The sequence below is a fragment of the Rahnella sp. RcJ3 genome (assembly GCF_009498575.1).
GTDB classification, from domain to species: domain Bacteria; phylum Pseudomonadota; class Gammaproteobacteria; order Enterobacterales; family Enterobacteriaceae; genus Rahnella; species Rahnella aceris.
This window is the reverse complement of record NZ_QSNX01000011.1, coordinates 185485-204819: the sequence shown is the minus strand read 5'-3', so window position 1 is coordinate 204819 and position 19335 is coordinate 185485. Positions and strand designations below refer to the sequence as shown.

The following is a 19335-nucleotide window of genomic DNA, read 5'->3' as shown; positions in this document are numbered from 1 at the left end:
CCGGGCGACTTGTCAGTCGTTGTTCCCGGTCAGTGGAGGCGCATTATAGGGAGTTCTCAGAAGGCCGCAACCCCTAATTTCACTTTTTTCACCAACCGTTCATTAATCCGTCAATTTCGTCCAAAATGGACAAATACCGGTCGTTTTTCGCTAAAAACACACCAGTTTCAAGCCAGAGGCTGGAGTAAACTCTCCTTCATAATTAAGAGAAAGACATTCAGGAATACCTTACATGCTACTTAATGCACATCAACAGGCAGCTCAACGTAACCTTTCTTACCTGCTGGCGGAGAAAATTGCACAACGCGTTTTGTCTGGGGAGTATCCGGAAGGGGCTATTCTTCCTGGCGAGAATGAGTTAGGAGAGATTTTTGGTGTCAGCCGGACGGCCGTACGTGAAGCAGTAAAAACGCTGGCGGCTAAGGGAATGCTTTTACCCCGTCCGCGTATTGGTACCCGGGTAATGCCACAATCGAGCTGGAACTTTCTCGATCAGGAATTGCTGACCTGGTGGATGACCCGTGAAAACTTCGATCAGGTGATGGCGCATTTTATTGTTTTACGCAAAGCACTCGAACCTCAGGCTTGTGCGTTAGCCGCACTCGCTGCCAGTAAAGAGCAAAAGCATCAGCTCTCTCTATATATGTATGAAATGCGCCAGTTGCATAACAGCTTTGATCGGGAACACTGGATAACGGTAGATACGCAGTTTCACCAGCTAATCTATGAAGCGGGGAAAAATCCTTTTCTGACCTCTTTTGCGAATTTATTCAGTTCAGTGTATCAGAGCTATTTTCGGGCAATTACAGGCAATGAAGTGATTAAACTGGAACATCACCAGCGGCTGACGGATGCCATTCTGGCCGGTGATGCCAATGCCGCACTTCTGGAATGCCAGAGCCTGTTACTTGCTGATGAATGATCCCACAGACTGACGGACTACCAGCTCTGGGGTGAGCACTAAAATCTGAGGCTCTGAAGCCGGGTCTTGCAACCGATGCAGTAATGCATCAACCGCCAGTTCTCCCAGTGAGTCTTTAGGCTGATGGATTGTTGTCAGCGGCGGCATCATATATTGCGCCAGCTGGATATCATCGTACCCCATCACGGCTACATCATCGGGAACACGCAATCCACGCTGATAAAGTGCCTGATATACGCCAACAGCCATCGCATCGTTACTGGCGAAAACCGCATGCGGCGGTTCGGGCAGCGCCAGCAACTGCTGCATTGCGGCTAATCCGCCTTCAAATTCAAAATCACTACACACCTCATAACCAGGTAAAATCTTCAAACCGGCTTTTTCCATGGCCTGACGATATCCACTCAGCCGTTCCTGTGCGGTGGTTTTATCCAACGGGCCGGTAATGCAGGCGATGCGATGATATCCCTGACGGATTAAAAACTCCGTCGCCATTTCGCCGCCCAGCAACGCGTTATCCTGAATAATATCTATCGCGCCATCAAACGGTGACCAGTCCATCATCACAATCGGCAGTGACGGATAACGGCTGATAACGTCTTTCGAGGGTCGGTGGTTTTCGGTGCACATGATCAGCAGTCCGTCGACCCGCTTTTGCAACAGCGTTTCCAGGCTGCGGTTCATGCGTTCGGCGTCATTATCGGTATTACATAAAATGAGGCTGTAGCCGCGTTCATAACAACTACGCTCCACCCCACGCACCACTTCCGAATAGAACGGGTTACTGCTGGCGGTCAGTAACATGCCGAGGGTGCGTGTCTGGTTCAGCTTAAGGCTGCGGGCCAAGGCGGAAGGCGCGTAATTGAGTTGTTCAACGGCAGCATTCACTTTCTCAGCGATGGATTCACTGACAAAACGATTCTTGTTGATCACATGGGAAACGGTAGAGGTTGAAACGCCCGCGAGGCGGGCGACATCTTTCATGGTGGCCAATCAGGCCTCCTGTTGTGCGAGGAAATCGTCTATTTCTTTGCGCCACGGGACGGAAGGTTGTGCGCCAGGACGCGTCACGGCAATCGCTGCGGCGGCGTGTGCGAATCGTACTGCGCTGTCCATCGGTTTGCCTTCCAGCAGGGCTGTGACTAACGCGCCGTTAAAGGTATCACCTGCTGCTATCGTATCGACAGCTTTTACACGGAACCCCGCCACTAACTTTCCTTCTCCGTTCTGGCTGAGCCAGACGCCTTTACTGCCCAGCGTAATGATGACAGTCGTGATGCCTTTGTCATGTAAAGCGTTTGCGGCGCGAGCGGCATCTTCATTACTGTCGACTTTAATTCCCGTCAGCTTTTCAGCTTCAGTTTCGTTCGGGGTGATTATATCCACCCGTGCCAGCAATTCATCGGGCAATTCACAGGCCGGAGCCGGATTAAGGATCACCTGCGTACCGTTGTCTTTAGCGATCTTCGATGCCGCGATCACCGTTTCAAGCGGAGATTCAAGTTGCATTAATAAAGCAGAAGCACCAATGACCTGCTGTTTATAGCGATCAAGATATTCAGGCGTGACGGCTTTATTTGCCCCCGCATCTATGCCAATAACATTCTCACCTTCCGCATTCACGAAAATCAGCGCTACGCCAGTGGTGGTGTCTTTAATGGCTTCGATGGGGTGCGTATCAATATGGTCACTGGCCAGCTGTTTGCGAACTCGCTCGCCAATATCGTCATCTCCCACACAGGCAATAAAAGAGATATCAGCGCCACTGCGACCGGCTGCAACAGCCTGATTCGCCCCTTTACCGCCAAAGGCTACGGTGTATTGCTTACCGATAACCGTTTCGCCCGGTTGCGGGAAGTGGTTGATATTCAGAATGTGGTCAGCGTTGATACTGCCGAGTACCACCAGTTTGCCGGTTTTCATGTGGAGATCCCTGAGTCAAATAGCGCCTCCATCAGGAGGCGCAGTTACAGCATCGATAAAAAGAGTATTACGGCTGAGCAACCAGTTTCAAATCAACAGGGATAACAGCCGGCACTTTCTCGCCTTTGAGTACTTTATCTGCAGTCTGAACGCCGATCACACCGATTTGTTCAGGACGCTGTGCCACAGTCGCGCCCATTTTGCCGCTGTTAACGGCTTTGATACCGTCGTCGGTGCCATCAAAGCCAACGACCAGCACATCCGTTTTACCGGCAGTCTGCAGGGCGCGCAATGCACCGAGCGCCATTTCGTCATTCTGAGCGAACACGGCCTGCACGTCCTGATGCGCAGTCAGCAGATTCTGCATGACGTTCAGGCCCTTGGTGCGGTCGAAGTCAGCAGGCTGGCTGGCGAGGATCTGGAAATGGTGTTTTTCGGCGGCCTGAGCGAAACCTTTACCGCGTTCACGGGCAACAGACGTCCCGGCGATACCTTCGAGTTCAATGACTTTAGCGTTTTCGCCCAGTTTTTTGGCGATGTAATCACCGGCCATTTTCCCCCCGAAGGCGTTATCAGACGCAACGTGGCTGGCGACAACACCCTTAGTAGCCTGACGGTCAAGAGTGATCACCGGGATTTTCGCCTGGTTTGCCATCGCAACGGCATTGCCTACCGCATCAGAATCCGTCGGGTTGATCAGCATCAGCTTGGTGCCACGAACCGTCAGGTCCTGTACGTTTGCCAGCTCTTTCGCCGGGTTGTTCTGAGAATCAAGAACCACCAGGTTATAACCCAGTTTGTCCGCTTCTTTTTGCGCGCCGTCTTTCATGGAGACGAAGAACGGATTGTTCAGCGTGGAAACGACCAGCGCAATGGTGTCTTTCGCCAGAACGTTAGCACTGAAAGAAGCGGTGATCGCTGCGGCGGAAACCCAGACAGCCAGTTTTTTCATATTCATGGTCATAAGTCCTGTAGGAGAGTTTATTTGTTGCTTTTGTTATCCACCAGAACCGCCAGCAGGATGACAACTGCTTTTACGATCATCTGGTAGTAGGAAGAAACACCTAATAAGTTCAAACCGTTATTCAGGAAGCCAAGGATCAATGCACCGATCAGCGTTCCAACAATGCGTCCTTTACCCCCGGACAGGCTGGTTCCCCCTAATACCACTGCGGCAATCGCATCCAGCTCATAACCCGTACCTGCGTTGGGCTGCGCAGAAGATAAGCGCGCCACTTCGATGATACTGGCCAGAGCGGCTAACAAACCACACAGGGAGTAGACGATAATTTTGACTTTATCGACGCTGATACCTGACAGACGCGTAGCGGATTCGTTACCGCCCAGCGCGTAGATATAACGCCCCAGCCGGGTGTGATGCAGCATGTACCATGCCGCAATAAACACCACAGCCATCAGCCAGACAGGTGTCGGGATACCCAGCGGGCGACCGATACCAAACCAGCCAAAAACATCAGCGACATCATTAAAGCCGGTACTGATCGGGCTGCCGTTGGTGTACACCATCGTAATACCACGCAGCAGCAACATCATGACCAGCGTAGCGATAAACGCCTGGACTTTCCCTTTGGCCACAATCATTCCGGTGACGCCACCCACAGCCGCACCTAACGCCAGCGCGGCGCCAACGGCAACAAACGCATTCACTTCCAGCCCGACAATCGAGGCGGCAACGGCGCCGGTCAGCGCCAGCAAAGAGCCGACGGATAAATCGATCCCGGACGTCAGGATCACCAGTGTCATGCCGACGGCCATAATGGCGTTAACGGACGTTTGCTGAAGGATGTTAAACAGGTTATTGACCGTAAAGAAATTCGGGCTCATGGAAGAGACCACGGCAATCAACACCAGCAGCGCAATCAGAGACTTTTGCTCCAACAACCACTCTTTACTGATCCAGCGCTTTTTGGCTGGCAATGTCTGAGAACTCATATCTGATTACTCCTGCGTCACGCCGTATTGCTTGCCGACAGCGGCAGCCATCAACACTTCCTGCGTAGCCTGTTCTATCGGGAATTCACCGCTTAAATGGCCTTCATGCATCACCAAAACCCGGTCACTCATACCGATCACTTCCGGCATTTCTGAGGAAACCAAAATGATACTCAGCCCTTCGCGCTTGAACTGGTTTATAAGCTGGTAAATCTCTTTCTTGGCACCAACGTCAACGCCGCGCGTCGGTTCATCGAGGATCAGGACTTTCGGCCGCGTCATTAATCCACGGGCAATTGCCACTTTTTGCTGATTACCGCCGGAAAGCAGGCCGATGGTCTGCATCATCGACGGCGTTTTGATATTGAAGAGGCGGATGAAATCGCCGACAGCCTGCTGTTCTTCCGCATGTTTAAGACGTCCGCCAGCGTGGCTGAAATAACGCAGCGCCGTCAGCGACATGTTTTCTTTCACTGACATGCCCAGAACTAAGCCATCGCGCTTGCGGTCTTCAGAGATATAAACAATGCCGTTTGCCAGCCCGTCCTGCGGTGAGTGTGTCACCACTTCGCGGCCATCGAGCGCCACATAACCACTTTTACGCGGTAAGGCTCCGTAGAGAATTTTCATCAGTTCGGTACGGCCTGCGCCCATCAGACCGGAAATCCCCAGAATTTCGCCGCTGTACAGATCAAAGCTGACGTTATCCACGCCCGGCCCGCTGACATCGCGTACCTGCAAACGCAGCGCACCGCGTTCATGATTAATGCGCGGGTATTGCTCTTCGAGGCGACGGCCCACCATCATTTCAATCAGCGTGTCTTCTTCAAGCGAACTGACCGGCCGCTCTGCAATAAACTGCCCGTCACGGAACACCGTCACGTCGTCGCAGATTTCGAAAATTTCTTTCATGCGGTGGGAGATATACACCACACCGCAACCGGCGGCTTTTAGTTCCCGGATCACGTTAAATAAAGAAGCGGTTTCGGTATCGGTCAGGGCATCCGTCGGTTCATCCATAATGATGACTTTGGATTCAAAGCTCAGCACTTTGGCAATTTCGACCATCTGCTGGTCGCCGATGGATAAATCGCCTACCAGCCGGTCGCTTTTGTAACGCAGATTCAGGCGCGCCAGCAGTTTATCGGCCTCGGCATACATCTTTTTCCAGTTGATGCGGCCAAAACCGTTCACAAACTCACGGCCCAGGAAGATATTTTCAGCAATCGTCAGTTGGGGGATCAGGTTTAATTCCTGATGAATGATACCAATCCCGGCTTCCTGAGAGGCTTTAGGGCCACTGAAAACCGCTTCCTTGCCAAGAAAATGCACTGAGCCGGCATCTTTCTGATAGATGCCGGTCAGCACTTTCATCATGGTGGACTTGCCCGCGCCGTTTTCTCCCACCAGCGCCATTACACGTCCCGGATAGACGCTGAGCGCCGCGCCGGAAAGTGCTTTTACGCCGGGAAAGGCTTTATCAATGCCTGTCAGTTGCAGCAAAGGTTGCATAAAGGCCTCAGAAGGTTACGCCAGCACACAGAATAACGTTCGCATAAGGCGAACATTCCCCGCTGCGGATCACAGCCCGACTTTTTTCGCTTTGTGCTTTGAATGACTCATGACTGACGTAATCCAAAGCAATGGTGTTTCCCTGGTGTTGTTCGAGTTGTGTCAATTGGGCGAGCAACGCTTCATGGAGTTGAGGATTTTTAGTGAGGATTTCCTCGGCGAGGATAGCCCGCTCAACCTGCATCTCATGTGTCACTACCTCTAAGACTTGTAAAAAGGTGGGAACTCCCTGGGTCAGGGCCAGATCGATGCGTTGGCAAGCTGCTGGCACCGGAAGTCCGGCATCGCCAATAACCAGCTGATCGGTGTGACCTAACCGGGCAATAACATGTGAGATTTCGGCATTTAACAGCGGTGACTTCTTCATTGTGAACTCCTACAGCGAAACGTTTCGCTCACCGATGAGTTTATAAAGATCCCCGGCCATCGCAACGGAGTTATGATGGAATTGTGATCAGCGTCGAAACGTTTCGCTGAATAATTAAGAAACCGCAGGGAAATTTGAGTTAGTCGTTTCAGAAAGGAGAAAGAGAAAATAAAACAGGGCACCCGAAGGTGCCCTGCGAGCAGTAGAAATGAGGATCAGATTTCTACCTGCGTACCGAGTTCGATTACGCGGTTCGGCGGAATTTCAAACTGATCTGGCGCGCGTAAGGCGTTGCGGCTGAGCGCCATAAAGAGTTTGCCACGGAAGTAGAGATACCAGGGGCGCTTGGTCAGGATCAGTGATTCGTGCGACATAAAGAATGACGTTTCCATCATCCGGCACGGCAATCCTTCCAGACCGCAACGGTGGAACACTTCCTCCACGTTCGGCGTTTCTTTAAATCCGTAGCTGGCGACCACACGCCAGAACGTCGGCGAAAGCTGTTCGATGGTGACGCGCCGGACGTTATGTACATAAGGCGCATCTTCGGTGCGTAACGTCAGCAGTACCACACGCTCATGCAACACTTTGTTGTGTTTGAGATTGTGCAGCAACGCAAACGGAATGACGTTGATGGCGCGCGACATATACACAGCCGTACCCGGAACACGCACCGGCGGGGATTTCTCCAGAGAGGCGATCATCGCTTCCAGGGAATTCCCATGCTCGTTCATGCGGCGCATAAGGCGGAAGCGCTCGCTTTTCCAGGTCGTCATAACGATAAACATGCCCAAACCCAGCGTCAGCGGCAACCAACCGCCGGAGAACAGTTTAGTAGCGTTCGCCGCGAACAGCGGGATATCCATAAACAGCAGACCGATCAGCAAAAGCCCGACCAGGAAAGGTTTCCAGTGCCAGTTTTTGAGTGCCACCGTACAGGAAAGAATACTGGTCAGCACCATCGTACCGGTTACTGCGATACCGTATGCCGCTGCCAGATTGCTCGAATGCTCGAAGCTGGCGATAACGATAACCACCGCAAAGTACAGCAACCAGTTAATGGCCGGGATGTAAATCTGGCCTGCTTCCATTTCTGAAGTGTGGATGATGCGCATTGGCGGTAAATAGCCTAAACGCACAGCCTGACGCGTCAGGGAAAACACACCGGAGATAACAGCCTGAGACGCGATAATGGTGGCCAGCGTTGCCAGCACCAGTAACGGGATCAATGCCCAGTCAGGCGCCAGCAGAAAGAACGGGTTTTTAATCGACTCCGGGTCTTTCAGCAGCAATGCGCCCTGACCGAAGTAGTTCAGCACCAGAGAAGGCAGCACCACGGTGAACCAGGCCAGACGGATCGGGAATTTCCCGAAGTGGCCCATATCCGCATACAGCGCTTCCACACCGGTAATCGACAGAACGACCGCGCCAAGTGCCAGGAAGGAAAACGACTTATGCTCGATAAAGAAGTTAACCGCCCACATCGGGTTCATGGCGCGAAGTACTTCAGGGTTCTGCATGATGCTGTTCACGCCGAGAACAGCCAGCGTCAGGAACCACAACAACATCACCGGCGCAAACAGTTTGCCCACGATGCCGGTGCCGTGTTTCTGAATAATGAAAAGCAGCGTCAGGACAGTAATAGATAAGGGAACGATATAAGGATCAAGTGAAGGTGCTGCGATTTCCAGACCTTCCATCGCGGAAAGAACAGAAATAGCCGGAGTGATCACCACTTCACCATAGAAGAAACTTCCGCCGATCAGGCCGAGAATGACCAAAACGGCAGTGGTGCGTGCCGAGGTGTTTCTGCCCGCCAGAGACATCAGCGTCAGAATACCGCCCTCCCCTGCGTTGTCCGCCCGCATCACATAAGTGAGGTACTTGAGCGAAACAATGAGGATTAACATCCAGAAAATCAGAGAGAGAAAACCAAAAACGACGCTGGGTTCAACGTTGAAACCATAGTGACCAGAAAAACACTCTCTTAAGGTGTAGAGAGGACTGGTACCAATGTCGCCATAGACCACACCAATGGCGGCCAGGGTTACTGCTGGGAGTGACCGTTTATGTTCAGTGCTCATATTTCGTTTCTTTTTTGCTCGAACATCCGTAAGCGATGAGTGCGCTCGATCTTATGATGCCCACTAAAAGGCGCACAGTATGCACGAATAAATTGGATTGCCTACCCTTAAATGTGCAGCTAAACCGGCGTTCATATGAACGGGGTCACATTTCTGATAATAGAAAATTTTTAGTAATCAACAAGCTATAACGACAAAAATAAACGTGGCATATCGCTATTAGCCAGTACACTATTCAACAACTCAATGGAAACCGGAAGAGACAGTATGGCGCAATCTCCCCTTCTGGCAGAACGGATCGCCCGTCTTGCTAACGCATTAGAACATGGCCTGTACGAGCGGCAGGATGCCATAAGACTTTGCCTGCTGGCAGCCCTGTGCGGCGAAAGCGTTTTTCTGCTCGGCCCGCCAGGTATTGCAAAAAGCCTGATTGCCCGGCGCCTGAAATTTGCGTTCCGACATGCGCGCGCTTTTGAATATCTTATGACGCGCTTTTCCACGCCGGAAGAAGTCTTTGGCCCGCTCTCGATTCAGGCCCTGAAAGATGAAGGCCGCTATCTGCGTCTGACCGAAGGTTACTTGCCGGAAGCTGAAATTGTCTTCCTTGATGAAATCTGGAAAGCAGGCCCGGCCATCCTCAATACATTGCTCACCGCCATCAATGAACGCCGCTTCCGTAATGGCGAACGAGAAGAACCTATTCCGATGCGTCTGCTGGTCAGTGCGTCCAACGAATTACCCGAAGCCGATGGTGGCCTCGAAGCGCTGTACGACCGCATGCTGATCCGTCTGTGGTTGGATAAAGTGCAGGATAAGCAAAATTTTCGCTCACTGCTGACCAGCCGGAACAATGAAAACGCCAATCCGGTGACAGAGTCCCTGAGTATCAGCGATGAAGAATACCAACAATGGCAGCCGGAGATCGACAAAGTCAATCTTTCAGACAGCTGCTTTGAACTGATCTTCCAGCTGCGCCAGCGCCTTGATGCCCTGGATACGGCACCTTATGTCTCGGACCGTCGCTGGAAAAAAGCCCTGCGCCTGTTGCAGGCCTGCGCATTTTTCAGTGGCAGAAAAGCGATCACGCAGGTGGATCTGATCCTGCTGAAAGACTGTTTATGGCATGACCTTAATACTTATAACCTGCTGCAAACCCAGATTGAGCAACTGATCACCGAACAGGCTTATCAGCAGCAGACACTGCTGATGAAAATTCAGCAGCTGAATCAGCAATGGATGCAACATCAGCAGCAACAGAGTTCGCGTCAGTCAATCAAACTGAGCAAGAAAGCCGGCATTTTCAGCCGCAAGCCACAGTACAGCCTGCCTGAATCACTTAACACCACCAACCTGACCCTGTTATTGCAAACGCCTTTACACCTGCATGAAATAAAAGTCACACACCTGTTATTCGAACGCATCATCCTGGAAGAGTGGTTAAATAAAGGAGGCGTACTGAAAGCCAAACTCAACGGGATTGGTTTTGTACAAACCGTGGATCTGGAAATCGATGACAAACAACAACTTCTGGTGCTGGATGTCAGCCGTCAGAGCACGCCGCTGACGCTGCCGGGCCATGAGCATATTGCCGTTCCCGACGAAATGAAAAATACGCTGAGTGACCTGACCGCAAAACTGGCGCAGCAGAGACATGAATTCAGCCAGCAGCAAAACTGTCTGTTTGTTCCGGCAGAATGGATGGCAAAAATAGAAGCCAGCCTGCTTCAGGTGGCTGAACAGTTGCGTCATCAGCAACAGACATTCAGTGGTCACTGATCATGTTCAGTCTCGAGTCACTGGATCTTCTGCTGGCCATCAGCGAAGCCGAACTGATTGAAGAACTGCTCGTCGGCTTGCTGGCTGCGCCAGCGCTGACGGTGTTCTTCGAGAAATTTCCCCGTCTCAAGCGTGCCCTGACCAAAGATCTCCCAGAATGGAAATTGCGCCTTCGCCAGAGGATCCACGAAACGCCGGTTCCCCAAGAGCTGGCGAAAGAATTCTATCTTTATCAGCATTGCCAGCAGATCGACGCCACGGCTTTTCAGTCCGGACTGCCTTCCCTCATCGATGAACTGGAGCAACTCAGCTCTCCCTTTGCCACTGAAGCCCGCACCTTACAGGAGAATAATGAAACCTCACGGACGGCGAAAACCGGCAACAGCTTTCATACCTTGTTCCTCCAGCGCTGGCGCCTGAACCTGACCTTCCAAACGGTGAACGTTCATCATCAGTTACTCGAACAAGAACAGGAGCAGTTGCAGGAAGAATTGCTGCAACGACTGCAGCTCAGCAGCGAGCTCTCTCCTTTATTAGCGGAGAACGATACGGCAGCAGGCCGGTTGTGGGATATGAGTAAAGGGAAGCGTCTGCGGGGTGATATTCAGTCGCTGGCGCGTTTCGGCGCTTTTCTTCAGCAGCAGCCTGAGCTGATGCATCTGGCAGAACAACTGGGGCGCAGCCAGACGGTCAAAACCAGTCCGCATGAAGATGCAAAAATGGAAACTCACCGGCTGATGGTGCGCGAACCTGCAACGGTGCCGGAAGAAGTGAATGGCATTCATCAGAGCGATGATATTTTGCGCCTGATGCCGACGGAGCTGGTGACGCTGGGGCTGCCTGAGCTGGAATACGAATTTTACCGCCGTTTGCTGGAAAAGCGTCTGATGACATATCGCCTGCAAGGGGACGTCTGGCGCGAGAGAGTGGTCAAACGGCCTGTGGTCTATCAGCAACAGGAACCGCAACCGCGTGGGCCTTTTGTCGTCTGCGTCGATACATCCGGTTCGATGGGGGGATTTAACGAACAGTGCGCCAAAGCGTTCTGTCTGGCGTTACTGAAAATCGCACTGGCTGATAACCGCCGATGTTACATCATGTTGTTTGCCAGTGAAGTGATCCATTATGAACTGACCTCCAACGGTGGCCTAGATCAGGCGCTGCGCTTTCTGGGGCAGCATTTTCGTGGTGGTACCGATCTGGCCGCCTGTCTGAATGCCACACTGGATAAACTCGCTTCTCCGCAGTGGGAGGATGCTGATGCAGTGGTGATCTCGGACTTTATCGCCCAGCGGTTGCCAGATGAAGTACAAAAGAAGGTCAGGGCGTTACAACGGGAAAAACACCACCGCTTTCATGCCCTGGCAATGTCGCACTATGGCAAGCCCGGCATCCTGCGCATTTTCGATCATATCTGGCGCTTCGATACCGGCATGAAAAGCCGCGTACAGCGACGCTGGCAGAGAAATTAAGCCTAAAGAGAAAGATAATCATGACTGAAATTTATCAGCTCGACGAGCTGGATCGCGGGATCCTGAACGCCCTGATGGATAATGCCCGCACACCATATGCTGAACTGGCAAAAGTGTTCACCGTCAGCCCGGGGACGATCCACGTCCGCGTAGAAAAGATGAAACAAGCGGGCATCATTACCGGCGCGCATATTACCGTCAATCCTAAACAGCTGGGTTACGACGTATGCTGTTTTATTGGCATCATTTTGAAAAGTGCCAAGGATTATCCGTCGGCACTGAAAAAGCTCGAAAGTATAGAAGAAGTGGTCGAAGCCTATTACACCACCGGGCATTACAGCATTTTCATTAAGATCATGTGCCGCTCGATTGATTCCCTTCAGCACGTACTTATCAACAAGATCCAGACAATTGACGAGATCCAGTCGACCGAGACGCTGATCTCCCTGCAGAACCCCATCACACGTACCATCCAGCCCTGAGCACTGATTTCTATACCCCTATTATCCACAGGTAGATCCCAGCTCATTCACAGCGTACAATAGCCTCCTTTTCCCGGGTGAGAGCATCATGTCTGACATTACCCTGATCAGTGGCAGTACGCTTGGCAGTGCCGAATATGTAGCAGAACACGTGGCTGAGAAACTGGAAGAAGCCGGTTTTTCCACTCAGATGTTCCATGGTCCGGAACTGTACGAAGTTCCGCAGGAAGGTATCTGGCTGATCGTGTGCTCGACACACGGTGCTGGTGAGCTGCCTGATAACCTGCAACCTTTTATGGAGCAGCTGGAAGATCAGCAACCCGATCTGTCAAAAGTACGCTTTGGCGCATTAGGTTTAGGCAGCAGTGAATATGACACCTTCTGTGGCGCGATCAGTTCTCTGGATCAAAAACTGACGTCATTAGGGGCAAAACGGATCGGTGATCGTCTTGAGATCGACGTGACTCAACACGAAATTCCTGAGGATCCGGCCGAGGTTTGGGTGATCAACTGGATTAATTTGATCAAATAAGTGTAAATTTCAGGCGATCAGATGTGGATAACTATGCTTAAAAGCAGGGTAAAACCCGTAGTTATCCCTCTAACAACTCCTGTACGCTTTTCATGCTGTGCATAACTCTCACTTCTGATCCCAGCTTATACTGTCCAGGATCACCGATCATTCACAGCATTCGATCCTTCTTAGCATACTGATCTTCATAAACAAAAAAGACTTATGCACAGAGGATCGCGATCCTAATAGAAGTATTAATAAGAGATCTTTAAATAAAAAAGATCTTCTTTTAATTAGTGAAGATCCCCGGGGACTTGTGGAAGCTCAAAACTTGAGTAGAATCCCTCCTCCCAACGCCATACAAAGAAAGTTCGCTTGAACGCCGAGGTGCAGTCGCATGTTTTATCCGGATCAATTTGACGTCATCATCATAGGTGGTGGTCATGCAGGTACTGAAGCCGCAATGGCTTCTGCACGCATGGGACGTCAGACCTTATTATTAACCCACAATATCGACACGCTGGGACAGATGTCGTGTAACCCGGCAATTGGCGGGATCGGGAAAGGACATCTGGTAAAAGAAGTCGACGCATTGGGCGGACTGATGGCTACGGCTATCGATCATGCGGGTATTCAGTTTAGGATACTAAACGCAAGCAAAGGCCCGGCAGTCAGGGCAACACGTGCTCAAGCTGACCGCGTTCTGTACCGTCAGGCCGTCCATACCGCCCTGGAAAACCAGCCAAACCTGATGATCTTCCAGCAACCTGTTGAAGACCTGATCGTCGAAAACGATCGTGTGGTCGGTGCTGTGACCAAAATGGGGCTGAAATTCCGCGCTAAAGCGGTTGTACTGACTGTCGGCACCTTCCTGGACGGAAAGATCCACATAGGTCTGGAAAACTACAGCGGTGGCCGTGCAGGGGATCCTCCGGCGATCTCTTTGTCTCAACGTTTGCGTGAATTGCCTTTACGCGTTAACCGTCTTAAAACCGGTACACCTCCGCGTATTGATGCCCGGACCATTGATTTCAGTGTTCTGGCACAACAGCATGGTGATAATCCGGCACCGGTATTCTCGTTCATGGGCAATGTGTCGCAACATCCGCGCCAGATCCCGTGTTACATGACCTATACCAACGAAAAAACCCATGACGTGATCCGCAATAATCTGGATCGCAGCCCGATGTATGCCGGGATCATCGAAGGGATCGGCCCGCGTTACTGCCCGTCGATCGAAGATAAAGTCATGCGTTTTGCCGATCGCAATTCTCATCAGATCTTCCTTGAACCGGAAGGCCTGACCAGCAATGAAGTTTATCCAAACGGAATTTCCACCAGCCTGCCATTCGATGTGCAGATGCAGATCGTCCGGTCTATGCAGGGGATGGAAAATGCCGTTATTGTTCGTCCGGGTTATGCGATTGAATACGATTTCTTCGATCCGCGTGATTTGAAACCGACGCTGGAAAGTAAATTTATCGCCGGTCTGTTCTTTGCCGGACAAATCAACGGTACGACGGGTTACGAAGAAGCCGCTGCACAGGGCTTACTCGCTGGCATGAATGCTGCCCGTAGTGCCAGCGAAGAAGAGGGCTGGGCGCCACGTCGCGATCAAGCTTATCTCGGTGTGCTGGTTGATGACCTGTGTACGCTGGGCACCAAAGAACCGTACCGGATGTTTACATCACGCGCTGAATATCGACTGATGCTGCGCGAAGACAATGCCGATTTACGCCTGACAGAAAAAGGCCGTGAATTAGGTCTGGTTGACGATGCCCGCTGGGCGCGGTTCAACGAAAAACTGGAAATGATCGAACAGGAACGTCAGCGTCTGCGTGGTATCTGGGTGAACCCTCATCACGCGCAGGTTGAAGAGATTAATGCACATCTTTCTGCACCGCTTTCTAAAGAAGCCAGTGCAGAAGAACTGCTGCGTCGTCCTGAAATGACCTATGAGCTGATTACCCGTCTTTCTCCGTTCGCACCTTCTGTCCCGGATGTGCAGGCAGCAGAACAGGTTGAAATTCAGATCAAATATGAAGGCTATATCGCCCGTCAGCAGGAAGAGATCGAAAAACAGCAGCGTAACGAAAACACTGTGTTGCCTGTTGATCTTGATTACCGCCAGGTTAATGGTCTTTCCAATGAAGTGATCGCCAAGCTTAACGATCACAAGCCGACCTCCATTGGTCAGGCATCGCGGATCTCGGGTATTACGCCGGCAGCTATCTCGATCTTGCTGATCTGGCTTAAAAAACAAGGCTTACTGCGCCGTAGCGCATAACTCACCTCTCTTATGACCGCCCTTTGAAAACAAAGCGGCGGTCAGTTCTTACTTTTCCCATCTTTCTGAGTGTTTTATCATTTCTCAACCGGGCTGTTCCCGAATATTGACTCTTTCTGAGGATTCACTGTGCAAAAGAAACTGGACTCGCTGCTTGCTGCGGCAGGAATAGCGTTACCCGATCAGCAAAAACAGCAACTGATTGGCTATGTGGAACTGCTGCATAAGTGGAACAAAGCCTATAACCTGACGTCTGTCCGTGACCCGATGCAGATGCTGGTACGCCATATCATGGACAGCATCGTAGTAAATGAGCATCTGCAGGGCAGCCGTTTCATCGACGTAGGCACAGGCCCTGGTTTACCGGGAATTCCTCTTGCCATCGTTCGCCCTGATTCACACTTTACGCTGCTGGACAGCTTGGGTAAGCGCGTACGCTTCCTGCGTCAGGTTCAGCATGAACTGGGGCTGAAAAATATCGAACCGGTACAAAGTCGTGTGGAAGAGTTTGAGCCAGACCCGTTGTTTGATGGGGTGATCAGCCGTGCTTTTGCATCCCTGCAGGATATGCTTTCCTGGTGCCATCACCTGCCACAAAAAGGGCAGGGGCGTTTTTACGCCTTAAAAGGGGTGAGCCCTGATGGTGAAATGGCGGTATTGCCGGAAGGTATCACTCTGGAATCGGTCATAAAACTGCAGGTACCAGAACTTGACGGGGAACGGCATCTCGTCATTCTTAGCTCAAACTAAAGTTGCGTTTTATCAAAAAATATTTAAAAAGCGCATGAGTTATTGCAGTTAAAATGAGCAGGCTAATTATATAGCGGTGACAAACACTCAATCACCGCTTTTTTACAGACTGATAGCATTTCAGAGATGTTTTTATTTTAATCCGGACTGTAATAGTCACTTTTGAAATTGAACGGTCATCAACCGGCTGATATTGAACTTGTAATGAAAATGTTGTTATTTGTTGGGTTGTTGTGTCAATAAATCGTGGTTATTTTTAAAGAAGATTGTTTAACGAACAGTGTTTTATTAACAAATTGATTTATAAAGATTTTAAAAGGCCTGATTAGCTAAAGACATTCAAACAGTGCAGGGTATATAAAGTGTCATGAGTTAATTATGTGATCCAGTGCACGCTTCTTTGTCGGGTGATGAAATAACCGTATCAAACCAAAAAGGGCAAATTCAGCTATAGTTTGGTTGTCAAAATAGTCGTGAAGGGGAAAATTTAAATAATTGTTCACCTTTTCGCTACTTATCCATTGAATTCGTCCCTGTGCCCCGTATAATTTGCTCGGTTTTTGCTGCTTGACTCAAAACAGTAAAGGCAGTGATATACGGCATTCAGTCTACCTCCAGCTAGGTACTTGATACGGAGAGAACAAACGTCATGTCTGTATCCGGTATTTTACACAGTACAAATAGTGTGAAGGTTGCCAGAAAGCTGTTGATACTGCAGTTATTGACCTTTGTTCTGCTCAGTGCAGTATTTGGTTTTAAAAGCCTGGAATGGACCACATCGGCTCTTATGGGTGGGTTGGCCGCCTGGGTGCCAAATGTACTGTTCATGCTGTTTGCATGGCGCCATCAGGCGCAAACAACGGTCTCTGGACGGGTTGCCTGGTCCTTTGCAATCGGAGAAGCGCTGAAGGTGCTGGTTACGGTGATCTTAATGGTTATCGCACTTGGCCTGTTTAAGGCGGCTTTTGCTCCGTTGGGGTTGGCCTATTTATCGGTGTTGATGACTCAGATTTTGGCACCGGCCGTCATTAACAGTTACCGTACTTAACTACTAAAGGGTAAGAGGCATCATGTCTGCATCAGGAGAAATCTCTACTCCACAAGAGTATATCGGTCACCATCTGACTCAGCTTCAGATTGGGACGGGATTCTGGTCGATTAACATCGATTCGATGTTTTTCTCCGTGTTCCTCGGAGTACTCTTTCTGGTTATTTTCCATCGCGTAGCCAAAAACGCCACCAGCGGTGTCCCGGGTAAACTGCAAACCGCAGTTGAACTGGTCGTTGGTTTCGTCGACAGCAGCGTACGTGACATGTATCACGGCAAAAGCAAAGTGATTGCACCTCTCGCGCTGACCGTCTTCGTCTGGGTGTTTATGATGAACCTGATGGATTTGCTGCCAATCGATTTGTTGCCGACTATCGGTGAAAAATTGCTTGGTCTGCCAGCGTTGCGTGTGGTTCCTACGGCTGACGTGAACATCACGTTGTCCATGGCACTCGGCGTATTCATTCTGATTCTTTTCTATAGCATTAAGATGAAAGGCTTTGGCGGTTTCATTAAAGAACTGACAATGCAGCCATTCAATCATCCGGTTTTCATTCCGATTAACCTGATTCTTGAAGGTGTCAGCCTGCTGTCTAAACCAGTTTCACTGGGTCTGCGACTGTTTGGCAATATGTATGCGGGTGAGTTGATCTTCATCCTTATTGCTGGCCTGTTGCCGTGGTGGTCACAGTGGATTCTAAATGTGCCTTGGGCCATTTTCCACATCCTGATCATTACGCTGCAAGCCTTTATTTTCATGGTTCTGACGATTGTCTATCTCTCGATGGCATCTGAAAAACACTGATTTTCTTTCAACACTACTGCGTTTTAACTGAAACAAACTGGAGACTGTCATGGAAAACCTGAGTATGGATCTGCTGTACATGGCTGCCGCTGTGATGATGGGCCTGGCGGCAATCGGTGCTGCAATCGGTATCGGCATCTTGGGTGGTAAATTCTTGGAAGGTGCTGCACGTCAGCCTGACCTGATCCCTCTGTTGCGTACACAGTTCTTTATCGTTATGGGTCTGGTCGATGCAATCCCAATGATTGCGGTTGGTCTGGGTCTGTACGTGATGTTTGCTGTCGCCTAACACTGAGCTTGCTCACTGTTAATCGAACTACATCAAATAATTCACTTTGAAAGAGGCATTGTGCTGTGAATCTTAACGCAACAATCCTCGGCCAGGCTATCGCGTTCGTCCTGTTTGTCTGGTTCTGCATGAAGTACGTATGGCCGCCAATTATGGCTGCCATCGAAAAACGTCAGAAAGAAATTTCTGAAGGTTTATCTTCCGCAGAACGTGCCAAAAAAGAGCTGGACTTAGCGCAAGCCGATGCGACCGACCAACTGAAGAAAGCCAAAGCTGAAGCTCAGGTAATCATCGATCAGGCGAACAAGCGTAAAGCTCAAATCGTCGACGAAGCAAAAGCTGAAGCCGAGCAGGAACGTAACAAGATCGTGTCGCAAGCCAAGGCAGAGATCGACGCCGAACGCCAACGCGCCCGTGAAGAGTTGCGTAAGCAAGTCGGAATTTTGGCCATTGCTGGCGCCGAGAAGATTATCGAACGTTCCGTGGATGAAGCTGCTAACAGCGACATCGTTGATAAACTGGTCGCTGAACTGTAAGGAGGGAGGGGCTGATGTCTGAATTTGTAACTGTAGCTCGCCCCTACGCCAAAGCAGCTTTTGACTTTGCCGTTGAGCACCAAAGCTTAGACCGCTGGCAGTCCATGTTAGCGTTCACGGCTGAAGTCACGCGCAATGAACAAATTGAAGAACTGCTTTCCGGTGCTAGCGCGCCTGAAACTTTGTCTAAAACGTTTATTGCCGTATGTGGTGACGAACTCGACGACGCAGGCCAAAACCTGATTAAGGTAATGGCTGAAAATGGACGTTTACGCGTTCTTCCGCAAGTGCTGGAGCAGTTTATTGAACTGCGCGCCTCTCTCGAGGCTGTTGCTGAAGTTGAAGTGACCTCAGCAAATCCGCTTTCGGAAGAACAGCAGGCAAAAATTGCTGCTGCGATGGAAAAACGTCTGTCTCGCAAAGTTAAGCTGAATTGCAAAATTGACAAGTCTGTTCTTGCCGGTGTCGTAATCCGTGCAGGTGATATGGTGATTGATGGCAGCGTTCGCAGTCGTCTAGAACGCCTGGCAGACGTCTTGCAGTCTTAAGGGGACT

19 protein-coding genes are annotated in these 19335 nt (G+C 50.6%); 12 read left to right on the top strand and 7 right to left on the bottom strand.

Annotation, left to right across the window (positions count from 1 at the left end; all coding sequences use genetic code 11):
- The first annotated feature begins 232 nt into the window (after positions 1 to 232).
- Complete coding sequence (locus tag DXU84_RS16185; RefSeq protein WP_013577664.1) at positions 233 to 922, top strand: FadR/GntR family transcriptional regulator; 690 nt, start codon at positions 233 to 235, stop codon at positions 920 to 922.
- Here DXU84_RS16185 and rbsR read toward each other — a convergent pair.
- The 7 genes from rbsR to kup form a co-directional block, all read right to left on the bottom strand.
- Complete coding sequence (rbsR, locus tag DXU84_RS16180) at positions 905 to 1915, bottom strand: ribose operon transcriptional repressor RbsR (RefSeq protein WP_013577665.1); 1011 nt, start codon at positions 1913 to 1915, stop codon at positions 905 to 907. The genes DXU84_RS16185 and rbsR overlap by 18 nt on opposite strands.
- A complete protein-coding gene (rbsK, locus tag DXU84_RS16175; RefSeq protein WP_013577666.1) occupies positions 1916 to 2845 on the bottom strand; it encodes a ribokinase in 930 nt (309 codons plus the stop codon). It abuts the gene before it with no gap.
- Between the two features lie 67 nt (positions 2846 to 2912).
- Positions 2913 to 3803, bottom strand: coding sequence for a ribose ABC transporter substrate-binding protein RbsB (gene rbsB, locus DXU84_RS16170; RefSeq protein ID WP_013577667.1), 891 nt, complete (start codon positions 3801 to 3803; stop codon positions 2913 to 2915).
- A 23-nt stretch (positions 3804 to 3826) separates the two neighbouring features.
- On the bottom strand, positions 3827 to 4798 hold the full coding sequence (rbsC, locus tag DXU84_RS16165) for a ribose ABC transporter permease (RefSeq protein ID WP_013577668.1): 972 nt from the start codon (positions 4796 to 4798) through the stop codon (positions 3827 to 3829).
- 6 nt (positions 4799 to 4804) lie between these two features.
- Complete coding sequence (rbsA, locus tag DXU84_RS16160) at positions 4805 to 6310, bottom strand: ribose ABC transporter ATP-binding protein RbsA (protein WP_013577669.1); 1506 nt, start codon at positions 6308 to 6310, stop codon at positions 4805 to 4807.
- A 7-nt stretch (positions 6311 to 6317) separates the two neighbouring features.
- Positions 6318 to 6737 (bottom strand): D-ribose pyranase, encoded by a 420-nt coding sequence (gene rbsD, locus DXU84_RS16155; RefSeq protein ID WP_013577670.1) that lies wholly within the window; start codon positions 6735 to 6737, stop codon positions 6318 to 6320.
- Between the two features lie 215 nt (positions 6738 to 6952).
- Entirely contained in the window at positions 6953 to 8821 is a 1869-nt protein-coding gene (kup, locus tag DXU84_RS16150) for a low affinity potassium transporter Kup (RefSeq protein ID WP_013577671.1), read from the bottom strand.
- Between the two features lie 267 nt (positions 8822 to 9088).
- Here kup and ravA point away from each other — a divergent pair, with 267 nt between their 5' ends.
- The 11 genes from ravA to atpH all read left to right on the top strand — a co-directional run bounded on the left by ravA (position 9089) and on the right by atpH (position 19328).
- Positions 9089 to 10597: an ATPase RavA gene (ravA, locus tag DXU84_RS16145; protein WP_153376214.1), complete on the top strand. Its 1509-nt coding sequence runs from the start codon at positions 9089 to 9091 to the stop codon at positions 10595 to 10597.
- A gap of 2 nt (positions 10598 to 10599) precedes the next feature.
- The gene (gene viaA, locus DXU84_RS16140) at positions 10600 to 12069 is read left to right on the top strand and encodes an ATPase RavA stimulator ViaA (RefSeq protein WP_153376212.1); all 1470 of its coding nucleotides are present in this window, start codon (positions 10600 to 10602) and stop codon (positions 12067 to 12069) included.
- A gap of 20 nt (positions 12070 to 12089) precedes the next feature.
- Complete coding sequence (asnC, locus tag DXU84_RS16135) at positions 12090 to 12551, top strand: transcriptional regulator AsnC (RefSeq protein WP_013577674.1); 462 nt, start codon at positions 12090 to 12092, stop codon at positions 12549 to 12551.
- 88 nt (positions 12552 to 12639) lie between these two features.
- On the top strand, positions 12640 to 13083 hold the full coding sequence (gene mioC / locus DXU84_RS16130) for an FMN-binding protein MioC (protein ID WP_013577675.1): 444 nt from the start codon (positions 12640 to 12642) through the stop codon (positions 13081 to 13083).
- Positions 13084 to 13462: 379 nt separating this feature from the next.
- On the top strand, positions 13463 to 15352 hold the full coding sequence (gene mnmG / locus DXU84_RS16125) for a tRNA uridine-5-carboxymethylaminomethyl(34) synthesis enzyme MnmG (protein WP_153376210.1): 1890 nt from the start codon (positions 13463 to 13465) through the stop codon (positions 15350 to 15352).
- Positions 15353 to 15481: 129 nt separating this feature from the next.
- Complete coding sequence (rsmG, locus tag DXU84_RS16120; protein WP_241916819.1) at positions 15482 to 16102, top strand: 16S rRNA (guanine(527)-N(7))-methyltransferase RsmG; 621 nt, start codon at positions 15482 to 15484, stop codon at positions 16100 to 16102.
- A 649-nt stretch (positions 16103 to 16751) separates the two neighbouring features.
- Positions 16752 to 17150: a F0F1 ATP synthase subunit I gene (gene atpI, locus DXU84_RS16115; protein ID WP_013577678.1), complete on the top strand. Its 399-nt coding sequence runs from the start codon at positions 16752 to 16754 to the stop codon at positions 17148 to 17150.
- 22 nt (positions 17151 to 17172) lie between these two features.
- Complete coding sequence (gene atpB, locus DXU84_RS16110; RefSeq protein ID WP_013577679.1) at positions 17173 to 17955, top strand: F0F1 ATP synthase subunit A; 783 nt, start codon at positions 17173 to 17175, stop codon at positions 17953 to 17955.
- 49 nt (positions 17956 to 18004) lie between these two features.
- Entirely contained in the window at positions 18005 to 18244 is a 240-nt protein-coding gene (gene atpE / locus DXU84_RS16105) for a F0F1 ATP synthase subunit C (RefSeq protein WP_004093904.1), read from the top strand.
- Between the two features lie 65 nt (positions 18245 to 18309).
- Positions 18310 to 18780: a F0F1 ATP synthase subunit B gene (atpF, locus tag DXU84_RS16100; RefSeq protein WP_013577680.1), complete on the top strand. Its 471-nt coding sequence runs from the start codon at positions 18310 to 18312 to the stop codon at positions 18778 to 18780.
- A gap of 14 nt (positions 18781 to 18794) precedes the next feature.
- Positions 18795 to 19328 (top strand): F0F1 ATP synthase subunit delta, encoded by a 534-nt coding sequence (gene atpH, locus DXU84_RS16095; protein ID WP_013577681.1) that lies wholly within the window; start codon positions 18795 to 18797, stop codon positions 19326 to 19328.
- The last annotated feature ends 7 nt before the right edge of the window (positions 19329 to 19335 follow it).

Coding starts and splice junctions, on each gene's coding strand:
- DXU84_RS16185 (WP_013577664.1), top strand. CDS start 233: ATGCTACTTAATGCACATCAACAGGCAGCTCAACGTAACCTTTCTTAC.
- rbsK (WP_013577666.1), bottom strand. CDS start 2,845: ATGAAAACCGGCAAACTGGTGGTACTCGGCAGTATCAACGCTGACCAC.
- rbsB (WP_013577667.1), bottom strand. CDS start 3,803: ATGAATATGAAAAAACTGGCTGTCTGGGTTTCCGCCGCAGCGATCACC.
- rbsC (WP_013577668.1), bottom strand. CDS start 4,798: ATGAGTTCTCAGACATTGCCAGCCAAAAAGCGCTGGATCAGTAAAGAG.
- rbsA (WP_013577669.1), bottom strand. CDS start 6,310: ATGCAACCTTTGCTGCAACTGACAGGCATTGATAAAGCCTTTCCCGGC.
- rbsD (WP_013577670.1), bottom strand. CDS start 6,737: ATGAAGAAGTCACCGCTGTTAAATGCCGAAATCTCACATGTTATTGCC.
- kup (WP_013577671.1), bottom strand. CDS start 8,821: ATGAGCACTGAACATAAACGGTCACTCCCAGCAGTAACCCTGGCCGCC.
- ravA (WP_153376214.1), top strand. CDS start 9,089: ATGGCGCAATCTCCCCTTCTGGCAGAACGGATCGCCCGTCTTGCTAAC.
- viaA (WP_153376212.1), top strand. CDS start 10,600: ATGTTCAGTCTCGAGTCACTGGATCTTCTGCTGGCCATCAGCGAAGCC.
- asnC (WP_013577674.1), top strand. CDS start 12,090: ATGACTGAAATTTATCAGCTCGACGAGCTGGATCGCGGGATCCTGAAC.
- mioC (WP_013577675.1), top strand. CDS start 12,640: ATGTCTGACATTACCCTGATCAGTGGCAGTACGCTTGGCAGTGCCGAA.
- mnmG (WP_153376210.1), top strand. CDS start 13,463: ATGTTTTATCCGGATCAATTTGACGTCATCATCATAGGTGGTGGTCAT.
- atpI (WP_013577678.1), top strand. CDS start 16,752: ATGTCTGTATCCGGTATTTTACACAGTACAAATAGTGTGAAGGTTGCC.
- atpB (WP_013577679.1), top strand. CDS start 17,173: ATGTCTGCATCAGGAGAAATCTCTACTCCACAAGAGTATATCGGTCAC.
- atpE (WP_004093904.1), top strand. CDS start 18,005: ATGGAAAACCTGAGTATGGATCTGCTGTACATGGCTGCCGCTGTGATG.
- atpH (WP_013577681.1), top strand. CDS start 18,795: ATGTCTGAATTTGTAACTGTAGCTCGCCCCTACGCCAAAGCAGCTTTT.